The following is a 12,645-nucleotide window of genomic DNA, read 5'->3' on the forward strand; positions in this document are numbered from 1 at the left end:
GTCGTGGCCCCCCGGGGGGGGGGGGGGGGCGGGCGGCCCCTCGGGCCGGCCGGCCCCGGTTCTGCTGGGGGCGGTGACCACGGTCGCGCGGACAGTGGTCACCGCCGGTGCGGTCAGCGGCAGCTGAGCGCCGGGTAGTCGGCGTCGTACGACGAGGTGACCTGCTCGCCGCCGATCGTCGCGACTCCCTTCACGGTCACCGTGCCGGCGTCGATCTGCCCGGCCCGGCTGTTGAAGGACTGGTACGCCTGCTTGCCCGGGGTCACGTCGGCCACGGTCTTCGAGCCGAACGGGGTGGTCAGCGTCACCGTCACCGGCACGTCGGAGCCGTTGACGGCCGTGACCGCCACGTACGCCGAGGTGCCGATGCAGCGGGACGAGGCGGAGACCGTCAGGTCGACCTGCGGCGTGGACGCCGAGATCGTCAGTGTCAGCGTCTTGGCCTCCTCGACGTTGCCCGCCTTGTCGGCCGAGCGGTAGCGCAGCTCGTGCTGCCCGTCGCCGGTCACGGTGACCGGTCCGGTGTAGGCGGTCCAGTCGCCGTCGTCGAGCTGGTACTCGGTCCTGTCGACCCCGCTGCCGCCGTCCTCGTCGGTGGCCTGCAGCGTGACCGACACCGGGCCGGTGAACGTGCCGCCCGCCGGCTCCTCCGGATCGGTCGTCGCCGTCGTCACCGGCGCGGTCTTGTCCTCGGCCGCCGCCTTGGTGAGGCGGAAGTAGTCGAACGTGACCTTCTTCGACGCCGACTGGTTGGTGCCGATCGTGTACACGCCGACCTTGGCGCCGGTGGCCACCGCGCTGTTCTGCACCGCGGCGGACAGTTCGGTCCAGGTCTCGCCGTCGGCGGAGTAGGACCCGGAGTAGGTGTCGCCCTCCTTCTTGAGCCGCAGCCACCAGATGCCGGTGGTGAGGTTGTTCACCTGTGGCTGCGGGCTCTGCACGGTGCCGCCGACCTCGCTGCGCAGCTCGATGCTCCGCGCCACTGTCGACCCGGCCGCGTTGGTGGTGAGGAAGTCGAGCTTCACGTAGTCGTCGTCGCCGGTGTACACCATGAGGCCGCCCTGCTGGTACTGCTCGTTGAGTGCCGAGGCGTCCACCTTGGTCTCCAGCGTCCAGTCGCCGCTCGGGGCCGGCTGCAGGATGAGGTTCTCCGGGCCGGTGTTGTCGGTCCCGTAGATGTCACCTGTCGTGGTGTCGAGCTCCAGCTTGCCGTCGCTCACGCGCATCGCCGTGGCGTCGGGGCGCACGATCGCGGTCCAGCGGCAGGCGTCGAGCGCGGTGCCGTCGAACTCGTCGTTCGGGTCCGGCCCGGTCGCACTGTCGTCCGGCGTGATGTGGAACCAGTCGAAGGACGCGTCCACCACCGGGTGGTTGGCCCCCGCCAGCGAGATCAGGCCGATCTTCGGGTCGGTGATCCCGGCGAGCGGCTTGGTCTGCGGCATCGCGGTGAACGTGGTGCCGTCGGCGGAGTAGTGGGCGGTGATGTTCGTTCCGTCGCTGATGAACCGCACGTACACCGTGTCGGGGTAGGCGTCCCCGAGAGTGGCCGTATTGCTCTGCGACACCTCGTTGGGGCTGCCGTTCTCCTCCCGGATGAACTGGAAGATGCGGTCGGCGTGGTTCGGACCCGAGGTGGAGCGCGCCTGCAGCACCATCTTGGCGTAGTTGTCGTCGTCGCCGTAGATGATCAGACCCGCCTGCTGGTACGCGTCCCGCGCGTCCAGCGTGAGCTTGGCGGTGGCGGTCCAGGCGCCCGACGGCGCCGGCTGCACCACGATGTTCGGCGTGTTGCCACCCGTGCTGTAGATGTCGGTGGTCGAGGTCGGGATCACCAGTTTGCCGTCGGCGACCCTGAGGTCCTGGTTCTCCCTGATGACCGACCAGCGGTCCCGGTCGAGCTGGTCGCCCAGGAAGTCGTCGGAACGTCCGGTGAAGCACACCGCGGCCGGCGCGTCCACCTTGACCTGGACCTGCGCGGTGGCCGACGCGCCCTTGTCATCGGACACGGTCACCACGGCCGTGTAGGTGCCCGGCGCGGTGTAGGTGTGGCTCGCCTCGGCCGTGGTGGGCTCCGGCGCGCCGTTCACGCCGAAGTTCCACTTGTAGGCGATCGGGTCGCCTTCCGGGTCGGTGGCCGTCGCCTCGAAGTCGACCGTCAGCGGGGCGACGCCCGTCGCCGGTGTCGCCGTCGCGGTCACGACCGGACGCTGGTTGTCCGTGGCGCCCTTGCCGACGAAGTCCACCCAGTTGAAGTTCGCCAGGTAGGCGTCGTTCGCCGCGCTCGCCGGCTTACGCACGACGAAGTACAGCGGTCCGCTCTCCGCCGGCGCGCCGGTCACGTCGAGCGTGACGTCGGTGAACGTCTGCCAGCCGCCGGTGGGCGTCACCTCGGCCGAGCCGACCAGCGTGCCGGTCTCGGGGTCACCCGCCCTGACCTGGACGGTGCCGCCGGCGCCGCCCGAGGAGGCGCGTAACCGGAGCGCGGTGACGTTCGACAGGTTCACCGGGTCGAACGACCACCAGTCGCCGTCCTGGACGAACCCGATGTGCTGATTGCCGCCCTGCGGGTCGCTCGTGGTCTCGGCCTGGACACCCGCGGTGTCGGTGCCCACGCCGTCGGCCACCCGGCCGGTCTGCGTGAAGTGCTCGGCCTGCTTGCGCTTGGGCTGCAGGAGCGTCTCGCCCCGCCCGGTCAGGGGCTTGGCGCCGTTGGCCCCCTCGTCGGTGTAGCTGGCCTCGATCACGTAGAAGAGGTTGTCGTACTCGCCGTGGCCGGCCTGCTGGGTCTGCAGGGTGCCCTCACAGCCCGTGTGCTGGTCGAGCGGGTGGCCGTGGCTCTCGTGACCGAGGATCGCCTGGATCTGCACCTTGTCGCAGTCGATCGTGCCGTCCTCGGGGTCGGTGGCGGTCACCTTGAACTTCACCTGGTCACCGAACTCGAAGAAGGCGCCGTTCGGCGGGAGGTCCACCGTGACGGTGGGACGGGTGTTGCCCGCGCTGATCGCGACACTGGCGGTGGCGGTCTTGCCGCCGGGGGTCGTGACGGTCAGGACCACGTTGTAGTCGCCGCCCTCCTCGTAGGTGTAGGAGGGGTTGGGGTCAGTGGAGTCGGTGTCGCCGTCGCCGTCGAGGTCCCACGCGAACGTGAGCGGCTCGTCGTCCGGGTCCCGGCTGCCCTCGCTGGAGAACGTGACGGCCAGCGGCAGCGGCCCGTCCGTCTTGTCCGCCGTGGCACGGGCGATCGGCGGGCGGGTGCCCTTGATGTAATCGATCCGGTAGATGCCGGAGTCGGCGTTGTCGCCGCCGAAGCCGGAGCCCCACTCGATCATGTACAGCGCGCCGTCGGGGCCGAACTTCATGTCCATCGGCTTCTTGAACGACAGGGAGCCGAGGATGCGGTTCATCTCCACGAGCTCGGTGCCGCTCTCGTCGAGCTGGAACGACCACACCTGGTCGTTGTTCCACTCGCCGAACACGGCCTTGCCGTCCCAGTACGCCGGCCACTTCACGTCCGACTGCAGGTCCGGGTCGGCGCGGTAGACCGGGCCGCCCATCGGCGCGCCGCCCCTCAGCTCCGGGAAGTTCTGCGGGTCGGCCGCGTAGTGGTACCAGATCGTCGCGGGCACCATCGTGGGCAGGTCGGTGAGGCCGTCGTTGTTCGGGGAGTCGTTGACCGGCGCGGCGCAGTTGAACGGCGCCCCCGACTGCTGGGTGGCGAAGTCGTAGTCGATGTACGGGGTGTTGTCGCCGACGCAGTAGGGCCAGCCGTAGTTGCCCGGCTCGGAGACGATGTTCCACTCGACCGTGTTCTGCGGGCCCCGGGTGGCGCTCGCCGAACCGGCGTCGGGGCCGTACTCGCCGAGCATGATGTGGCCCGTCTTCGGGTCCAGGCCGATGCGGAACGGATTGCGGAAGCCCATGCCGTAGATCTCCGGCTTGGTGTTCTCCGTGCCCGGCGGGAAGAGGTTGCCGGACGGGATGGTGTAGGTGCCGTCGGGCTCGGGGTGGATCCGCAGCAGCTTGCCGCTGAGGCTGTTGGTGTTGCCCGAGGTGCGCTGGGCGTCCCAGCTTGCGCGGCCGGACCGCTCGTCGATCGGCGTGTAGCCGTCGGAGGCGAACGGGTTGGTGTTGTCGCCCGTGCCCAGCCACAGATCGCCGGTCCGGGGGTCCATGACCATGCCGCCGCCGTGGTGGCAGCACTCGGCCCGCTGGACCGGGACGTCGAGGATCCGCGTCTCGCTCTCCAGGTCCAGGGTGTCGCCGGTGACGGTGAACCTGCTCAGCCTGTCGACGTTCGTCCCGGTGGGCGAGTAGAACAGGTACATCCAGTGGTTGGTGTCGAAGTCGGGGTCGAGCGTGAGCCCGAGCAGGCCGCTCTCGTTGGCGGTGAAGACGTCCAGCCGCGCCGCCGTCACCGTGCCGCCGGACGGCTTGATGATCTTGACATCGCCGAGCCGGTCGATGTAGAAGACCCGGCCGTCCTCGGCGACGTCCACCATCATCGGGTTCGAGGTGTTGTCGTCGAGCGTGACCTTCTCGAAGCTGCTGCTCTGCGAGGCCGAGCAGTCGGCCCTGACCGCGCCGGCGGCGGTCTGGATGCCGCCGAGGAGCAGCTTCAGGAAGTTGGGCTCGCTGTAGTTCTCCTTGAGGTGGCCGAGCCCGGTGTACCAGGAACGGCCGCCGTCGTAGTCGTGGCACCAGGTGTTCGGGTGATCGGCGCCCATCGTGGCGCCGGTGTAGGACTTCTCGTCCATCGACGTCAGCACGTGCACCGTGCCGCGCGGGTTGGCCTGGTAGTCGTACCACTCGTCGGTACGGGTCCAGGTCGCCGGCAGGTCCTTCGTGGACGGGTGCGCCGGATCCTCGACCTTGACCGTGGCCTGCTGGATCGCCGGGTGCGACTTGAAGTACGCCCCGACCAGCTTGCCGTACCAGGCCCAGTCGTAGCCGCTGTCGGCGGCGGCGTGGACGCCGACGAAGCCACCGCCGTTCTGGATGTAGCGCTGGAAGGCGTCCTTCTGGTCCTGCGTGCCCAGCGGGTCACCGGTCGTGGACATGAAGACCACGGCCTGGTACTGGGCCAGGTTCTGGTCCGTGAACAGCGCGCTGTCCTCGGTGGTGTCGACCGCGAAGTTGTTCTCCTCGCCGAGTTTCTGCACGGCCGCGATGCCCTCGGGGATCGAGTCGTGCCGGAAGCCTGTCGTCTTCGAGAAGACGAGCACCTTGAACGCGGGCTCGGCCGCCGTGGCGGCCTCGGCGCTCACGGGCGCCGCGAGGAGGGTGACGAAGGGGGCGACGAGGGCCAAGGCCATCGTCGTCACGGTCCGGCGCCTCGGGCGTCGTCCGCGTGCTGGCAGGACCGCGTTGAGCAGCCTGGCCCACGTTCGATGACGTGGTGACATGGAAAACCCTTCCTGACCGGGGGGACGTCAGGCAAAGGCGCGCGCCGCCGCGCTGTTGCCACTTGGTGGGTAGCGGATGGTGCGGGGTGCTGGAGGGTGCCGTCTCCAGGCATGTGGGGCCGTCAGTGAGGTACCGGCCGGGGCGATGAATCCATGATCGTCGTCGGGTCGTCGATGATGTCGCTGACCACCATGCTGGCGGCGCCGCGAGAGGCGGCGCCGAAGCCGAGAGTGGAGGCGACGAACCGGCACTGGGCGGCGGGAGCGGCCACCACGAGCCGTTGCAGCTGATCCTGCGCATGCGGCAGCAGCCACTGCGCCAGCGAGGCGAAGTAGCCGCCGATGACGATCACGCGCGGGTTGAACAGGTTGGCCAGGATCGAGCCGCCGAGCCCGAGCCACTCGCCGACCTGCGCCACCGCCGTCGTCATTCGCCGGTCGCCGGAGGCCAGGCCCCTGGCGAGGTCGGCCACCCGTTCGCCGGGGTCGGGCATCGGCATGCCGGGCAGCCCGTAGGCCTGCTCGGGCATGGCCGCGCGGACGAGCGCGGCCAGGCCGACCTTGGTCTCCCAGCACCCGATGCGGCCGCAGCCGCACTGGGCGCCGTTCGGGTCCACCTGCAGATGCCCGACCTCGCCGGAGAATCCGTCCGCGCCGCGCAGGAGCTCGCCGCCCAGGATGATGCCGCCGCCGACCCCGACCTCTCCGGTGAGATACACCAGGTACGGAGTGCCGGCGGCGACGCCGGAGGTGTATTCGGCCAGCGCGGCGAGGTTCGCGTCGTTGTCCACCCGCACGGGCACGCGCAGCGGGCTCAGCAGGGAGCTCAGCTGGTCGGCCAGCGGCAGGTCGTGCCAGTAGAGGTTCGGCGCGAGCGTCACGACGCCGCGTACCACGTCCACGAGCCCGGGGACCGCCACCACGATGCCGGCGGGCGACGCTCCGGCCCGCCGCATGGCCTCCACGGCCTCCTTGGCCACGAGCCCGAGCCGGCGCACGGCGCTGTCCGGGCCGCTGCCCATGGCGTCGTGGACGACCCGGCGCTCGACCAGGATCCGGCCGCTGAGGTCGGTGCCGTGGACCGCGATGTAGTCGACGTTGATCTCCATGCCGAGGGCGCCGACGTGCGCGCCGTGCAGCGCGACCGCCCGTCTGGGGCGGCCGACCGCGCCGACGTGCTCGACGCCGACCTCGCGTACCAGACGCCGTTCGAGGAGCTCGGCCATGAGGTTGGACACGGTGGCCCGGTGCAGCCCGGTCGCCTCGGCGATGTGGGCGCGGGACAGGGACTTGTGGTCGCGCAGCTCGCGCAGCACCAGGGAGAGGTTGGCCCGGCGCAGCGCGGCGAGACCCGCCGGCGGAGCGCCGCCCGGAGCACGGTTGGGCGGCTTGTACGTCATGGGTACCACCCGCCCCTTTGTTTATCTTTGACATCAATTAATTGCAGTTGTAACACGCGGATGCAGGAATGTGCACCCCTCACATCCGTAACGAGTTGGCATCGCCGAAATCCCCGCATTTCAGCGACCACTCCGGTGCCAGTTATCGGAACGTTACACACATTGCAACCGGTTTCCCTCTTGTGTCATCAGAGGTCGGCCCCTTTAATTCGGCTAGCCATCCGCACTGATCGAGGAGGAGCGTGGACCACAACCTGGGCGATCGCCACGCGACCGACTCGGCGAGTCGCGACGGACCCGCGGGAGCCCCCGCGGACCAGGCCACCATGCGCCCCACCCCCGCCCTCGCGCCGCGTCATGTGAGCGCGAACAACCCGTGCTCCCTGCCGGCCGTCACCGTCGCGACCAGGCTGAACAAGGCCACCGTCACCAGCCCCGTCAACGAGACGGGGCCCTCAGCGCGCGGGCTCCGTCGGCCTCCCGGGTGTCGTGCTCGCCCTAGGCGGCTCCCTGGGCGTGGAGGTCAACGTCGACCACATCGCCGAGTACACCTCGGGCGTCGCGACGGGCATCCCCGACCTTGCCTGCCTCACCGCCGAGGTGGGCGTCGGTGGCGTCGTCATCTCCGGCGGCCGGCTCCTGGGCGGAGCGGACGGGTTCGCGGGGATCGGCCATGCCATGATCGATCCGTCCGGCGAACGGTGCCGCTGCGGCCGCCTCTGCTGCCGGGAGACCGAGGTCGGGCCGGCCGCGCTGGTGGGCACGGCCACCCCGGACCGCCCGTACGGCACCGGCCCGCAGGTCGTCCGCGACACGGAGGAGCGCCTGGCCGAGATCGAGCAGCGCCGAGCCGACGGAGATCCGCACGCCCTGACCCGCCCCCGTCCTCCGCACCTTCCGCCCGCCTGATCGCTGTTCCGCACCTTCCGCGTGCCGCGGCCACGGCGCATGCCGTCCGGCGGACGGACGCCGCCGTGTCCCTGCCCACCGTGCCTTTCCCATGCCTTTCCCATGCCTTTCCCATGCCTTTCCCGTGCCCTTCCGCCCCAGAACGTCCCGCCCGCCTGATCGGCCGCCAGAGCCGCAGCGGCACCGTCGACGCCGACCTCGGTGCCATCGCGGCGGTGCCAACCGGTGCCGTCAGGCGGGCGGGGCACGGCCCCACCGAACCGAGGAGGCCCTGTGCCGCGGTCAGCATCCGGCTCCTCGTCCCTGCTCGTGATGCGGGGAATCGTCAAGCAGTTCCCCGGCGTGCTCGACGCCTCCCCCGTACGGCCGGCCCCGCCGGCCGCGGCGATGCGTCACGGCATCGCCACCCGCCCTGGGCAGCCTGACCTCCGGCTTCGAGGCCGTGCACGACCTGTGGCCACGACCACCCCCTCGGCAGCGCCGAGCAAGGGTTCAGGCGGGTGCAGGTCACCGAGCCGGACCACCCGTACTCGGGCGCCCGGTGGCCGTCCGGCCACGGACTCGGGTACGAGCACGCCTTCGTCCACGAGACGAAGGACTTCCTGGAGACGATCGCCGCCGGCGCCGGCCCCTCCCCGTCCTTAGAGGACGGCCTGCGGGTGCGGCGCGTGCCGGCGGCCGTCGAGCAGAGTGCGGCTGAGGCAGCCGCTTCACGATGGTGGAGGATTCATGACGAGACCGATCACGTTGTTCACCGGGCAGTGGGCGGACCTGCCGTTCGAGGAGGTCTGCCGACTGGCTTCCGAATGGGGCTACGACGGCCTGGAGATCGCCTGCTGGGGCGACCACTTCGAGGTCGACAAGGCCGTCGCGGACGACTCCTACGTCGAACGCAGGAAGGAGACCCTGGCCAAGTACAACCTCGGCGTGTGGACGATCTCCAACCACCTCGTCGGCCAGGCCGTCTGCGACCACCCCATCGACGAGCGCCACAAGGGCATCCTGCCCGCCCGCATCTGGGGCGACGGCGAGCCGGAAGGCGTGCGGCAGCGCGCCGCCGAGGAGATGAAGAACACCGCCAGGGCCGCCCGCGCGCTCGGCGTCGACACCGTCGTCGGCTTCACCGGCTCGTCGATCTGGCACACGCTGGCGATGTTCCCACCGGTGCCCCCGTCCATGATCGAGGCGGGGTACGCCGACTTCGCCGACCGCTGGAACCCGATCCTCGACGTCTTCGACGAGGTCGGCGTGCGCTTCGCCCACGAGGTGCACCCCAGCGAGATCGCCTACGACTACCACACGACGGTGCGCACGCTGGAGGCCATCGGGCACCGGCCGGCCTTCGGCCTGAACTGGGACCCCTCACACATGGTGTGGCAGGACCTGGACCCGGCGAACTTCATCCTCGACTTCGCCGACCGCGTCTACCACGTGGACTGCAAGGACGCCCGCGTCGCCACCCGCGACGGACGGCGCGGCCGCCTGTCCTCCCACCTGGCCTGGGCCGACCCCAGGCGCGGCTGGGACTTCGTGTCCACCGGCCGGGGCGACGTGCCGTGGGAGGCGTGCTTCCGGGCGCTCAACCACATCGGCTATGACGGCCCGATCTCCATCGAGTGGGAGGACGCGGGCATGGACCGGCTGCACGGCGCGCCGGAATCCCTCGCCTACATCCGCTCGCTCAACGCCATCACCCCGCCGGCCGCCGCCTTCGACGCCGCCTTCTCCTCCGAGTGACGCCGTTACGCCGGGGCGACGGCCGCAGGTGGCCGCCGCCCCGGCGGAGATCCGCACGCTCTCCGTTCCCGTGCAGACGCTGCTCGACGCGCGAGTGGATGGCCGCAAGACCGGAATCTCCGCCGCCTTCGACCTCTGCGGCCGATTTTCGGGCATCCATACGTCATGAGCGAAATAGCACGGTGGCCATTATGGCTTTTGCGCCTTGGCCGGCCGGGTGGGCATGCGGCCGCGCGCCATGCCTGAGAATAGAGGGCTCCCGTTAAGGCATCGCTGACAATTCTCGATACTTCACATTAAAGGCCTGTCACTATTTATCCTCCGTAGTCAGGACGTGTCGGTTTCGGTCCCCGAGCCAGGCCGCTTCGAGGATCGCGGTCAGGCTGGCGGTGTCGGTCGGGCCTGGATGGTTCTGGATCAAGCGGGTGACACCACTGGCCATCTCCGCGAAGCGCGGGAGGTCAGCGCGTGCCACGCCGATGTCCGCCAAGGTGGCGGGGATGCCGATGTCGGCAAGGAGCCCGTCGAGCCAGGTGAGGAACGCATCTGCGGCCTCGGCGTCCGAGGCGTCGGTCACATCGAGCCCGCACACCTCGGCGAGGATGGCCAACCGGTCGCCGACGGCGTCCCTGGCCGCGTCCAGCGCGTAGGGCAGCAGCAGCCCGACGCCCAGGCCGTGCGGTGTGTGGGTGGCGGCGCCGATGGGGTACTGGAGGGCGTGCGGAGCCGCGTTGCCCGCGTGGGAGAACGCGAGCCCGGCCAGCATGGACCCGTAGGACATGTCCGCGCGCGCTTCCTTGTCGCCTCCGTCCCTGACGACATGGGGCAGGCTGCGGGCGATCCGCTCCGCGGCCAGGAGCGCGTAGTGATCGGTGATCGAGTTGCGGCCGAGGAAGACCTGCTCCACCGGGTCGCGTGGTCCGTGGGCCCGGGGCCGCGCGGTGTAGCTCTCCACCGCGTGGCAGAACGCGTCGATGCCGGAGTGGGCAGTGACGGTCGCCGGGCAGGTGTAGGTGAGCTCGGGGTCGACGATGGCGAAGTCGGGCACGATGTGGACGCTGGAGACCCCCACCTTCAGCTCGCGGTCAGGGTCGGTCAGCACCGAGACGGGCGTGAGCTCGGAGCCGGTGCCTGACGTCGTCGGGACCGCGACGAGAGGAATCGTCGGCCCGGGCACCTTCGACTCGCCGTAGAAGTCGCGCGGCGTCCCACCATGGCACCGGATGACGCCGACGATTTTGGCGAGGTCGATCACCGTGCCACCGCCGATGGCGAGGATGGCGTCGGCGTCCACCTCTGCGGCGACCGAGACGGCCAGGGCGACATCGGCGAGTGGCACGTCCGGACTCGCGTCGGCGAACACCTCGACGGCTTCGACCTTCTCCCGCACGGCGGCCACGATCTCGGCCACGCCCGGCTGCCCCAGAAGAACCCGGTCGGTCACGATGAGGACGCGCGAGCCACACTCGGCCACCACTCGCGGGATGTTCTGCGCGACCCCTTCGCCCACGATCAGCTGGCGTGGTGCGCGGACGGTCTCAAGCATGTCAGTGCCTCTCTGGAACGTCGGCGGTGATGTGCTGGACGGACGTCCAGATCACCTGCGAGACCGGGACGGCGATCGCCCCGTCCACCGCCGCGGCCGCGTCCGTGGCGCGCGCACCGGCGGAGCCGACGGCGTCCCCGGGCACCTGGAGCAGCGGGCCGGTCACGGTAGGTCGATCGCCGCGTAGGTGATGTCGAGGTATTCATGGATGCCCTCGTGCGACCCCTCCTTGCCGATCCCGGACTGCTTCACGCCTCCGAACGGAGCTGACGGGTCCGAGATCAGACCACGGTTGATACCGACCATCCCCGTCTCCAGCCCCTCGGTGAACCGGAGCGCCCGCTGGAGGTCGCGGGTGAAGACGTATCCGACGAGGCCGTGCTCGGTGTCGTTGGCCTTCGCCATCACCTCGTCGTCGGAGGTGAACGAGATGATCGGCGCCACTGGGCCGAAGATCTCCGTCGCCAGCATCCGCGCGTCCTCGGGCACGTCGACGAGGACCGTGGGCGGGTAGAAGTGGCCCGGCCCGTCCGGACGCTCGCCGCCCACCAAGACACGGGCGCCGCGATCGACCGCGTCGGCGACGAGCTTGTCGATCTTGGTGACCGACGCCTCGTCGATCAACGCCCCGACGTCCACGCCGTCGTCGAGACCGTGGCCCATCGAGAGCGCGCCCATCCGCTCGGCGAAGCGCGCCGCGAACTCCTCGCGTACGGGCTCCTCGACGTAGATGCGGTTGGCCGCGATGCACGATTCCCCGATGTTGCGCATCTTGGCCACCATGGCACCGTCGAGCGCGACGTCCAGGTCCGCGTCGGCACACACGATCAAGGCCGCGTTGCCGCCCAGCTCCATGGAGGTGCGCAGCACGTTGCCCGCCGCCTGCCGGAGGAGCACGCGCCCGACCTCGGTCGACCCGGTGAACGAGAGCTTGCGGGTCCGGCTGTCGGCCAGCAGTGCTGAGACCACCTCGCCGGCGCGCTTGGTCGTCACGACGTTGACGACGCCCGGGGGAACTCCGGCCTCCTCCATGATGCGGGCCAGGAACAGCATGGTGAGTGGCGTCTGGGCCGCCGGCTTGGTGATCGTCGTGCAGCCCGCAGCCAGCGCAGGAGCGATCTTGCGGGCGCCCATGGCCAACGGAAAGTTCCAGGGCGTCACGAAGACGCACGGTCCGACCGGCTTCGGCACGGTGAGGATGCGATATCCACCAGCGGGAGCGGTGTTGTAGCGCCCCTCGACGCGCACCGCCTCCTCGGCGAACCAACGGAAGAACTCGGCGCCGTAGGCCACCTCTCCCCGGGCCTCGGCGAGCGGCTTGCCCATCTCGAGCGTTATCAGCCGGGCGACCTCCTCGGATCGCTCGGTCAGTGCCCGGTACGTCGCGGTCAACAATTCTGACCGTTTTCGCGGCGGGGTCGCCGCCCACTCCGTCATCGCCTCGGCGGCCGCGTCCAGAGCGACGAGCCCGTCGGCGACGTCGGCGTCCGCCACCTCGGCGATGGTCTTGCCTGTGGCCGGATCCTCGACGACGAAGGTGGCTCCGCCGGCGGCGTCGCGCCAGGCGTCGCCGATCCGGAGCCGCCGGTGCTCGGGGGCCAGGACGTTCATCGGGTCACTCATTGCGTCGCCTCCTGTGATGTTCCTGGTG

General features: G+C 70.2%; 7 protein-coding genes. 2 read left to right on the forward strand and 5 right to left on the reverse strand.

Translation table 11 applies throughout. The features are described 5' to 3' along the window. Positions 1–113: 113 nt before the first annotated feature. Both ACIBF7_RS20275 and ACIBF7_RS20280 read right to left on the reverse strand, forming a co-directional pair. The gene (locus ACIBF7_RS20275; RefSeq protein WP_345482826.1) at positions 114–5,312 is read right to left on the reverse strand and encodes a ThuA domain-containing protein; all 5,199 of its coding nucleotides are present in this window, start codon (positions 5,310–5,312) and stop codon (positions 114–116) included. 212 nt (positions 5,313–5,524) lie between these two features. Beyond that, complete coding sequence (locus ACIBF7_RS20280; protein ID WP_271280270.1) at positions 5,525–6,802, reverse strand: ROK family transcriptional regulator; 1,278 nt, start codon at positions 6,800–6,802, stop codon at positions 5,525–5,527. Between the two features lie 489 nt (positions 6,803–7,291). On the opposite strand from ACIBF7_RS20280, the gene ACIBF7_RS20285 reads away from it, so the two are divergent. Both ACIBF7_RS20285 and ACIBF7_RS20290 read left to right on the forward strand, forming a co-directional pair. Continuing rightward, a complete protein-coding gene (locus ACIBF7_RS20285) occupies positions 7,292–7,711 on the forward strand; it encodes an ROK family protein (protein ID WP_397197816.1) in 420 nt (139 codons plus the stop codon). A 729-nt stretch (positions 7,712–8,440) separates the two neighbouring features. After that, on the forward strand, positions 8,441–9,448 hold the full coding sequence (locus tag ACIBF7_RS20290) for a sugar phosphate isomerase/epimerase family protein (RefSeq protein ID WP_397197817.1): 1,008 nt from the start codon (positions 8,441–8,443) through the stop codon (positions 9,446–9,448). 310 nt (positions 9,449–9,758) lie between these two features. Here the strand turns inward: ACIBF7_RS20290 and ACIBF7_RS20295 are convergent, their stop codons facing one another. From ACIBF7_RS20295 to ACIBF7_RS20305, 3 genes are read right to left on the reverse strand one after another with little or no spacing between them, the layout of a single operon-like run. After that, a complete protein-coding gene (locus ACIBF7_RS20295; protein WP_397197818.1) occupies positions 9,759–10,994 on the reverse strand; it encodes an iron-containing alcohol dehydrogenase in 1,236 nt (411 codons plus the stop codon). Between the two features lies 1 nt (position 10,995). Beyond that, positions 10,996–11,160: a hypothetical protein gene (locus ACIBF7_RS20300; RefSeq protein WP_397197819.1), complete on the reverse strand. Its 165-nt coding sequence runs from the start codon at positions 11,158–11,160 to the stop codon at positions 10,996–10,998. Beyond that, positions 11,157–12,617, reverse strand: a complete 1,461-nt coding sequence (locus tag ACIBF7_RS20305) for an NAD-dependent succinate-semialdehyde dehydrogenase (protein ID WP_397197820.1) — start codon at positions 12,615–12,617, stop codon at positions 11,157–11,159. The genes ACIBF7_RS20300 and ACIBF7_RS20305 overlap by 4 nt, the downstream gene beginning before the upstream one ends. Positions 12,618–12,645: the final 28 nt, after the last annotated feature.

Source organism: Nonomuraea sp. NPDC050478, from assembly GCF_044458265.1.
GTDB classification, from domain to species: Bacteria; Actinomycetota; Actinomycetes; order Streptosporangiales; family Streptosporangiaceae; genus Nonomuraea; species Nonomuraea ferruginea.

What these genes read in the sequence shown, in the direction of transcription:
- ACIBF7_RS20275 (WP_345482826.1), bottom strand. Translation starts at nt 5,312, where the DNA reads ATGGCCTTGGCCCTCGTCGCCCCCTTCGTCACCCTCCTCGCGGCGCCC.
- ACIBF7_RS20280 (WP_271280270.1), bottom strand. Translation starts at nt 6,802, where the DNA reads ATGACGTACAAGCCGCCCAACCGTGCTCCGGGCGGCGCTCCGCCGGCG.
- ACIBF7_RS20290 (WP_397197817.1), top strand. Translation starts at nt 8,441, where the DNA reads ATGACGAGACCGATCACGTTGTTCACCGGGCAGTGGGCGGACCTGCCG.
- ACIBF7_RS20295 (WP_397197818.1), bottom strand. Translation starts at nt 10,994, where the DNA reads ATGCTTGAGACCGTCCGCGCACCACGCCAGCTGATCGTGGGCGAAGGG.
- ACIBF7_RS20305 (WP_397197820.1), bottom strand. Translation starts at nt 12,617, where the DNA reads ATGAGTGACCCGATGAACGTCCTGGCCCCCGAGCACCGGCGGCTCCGG.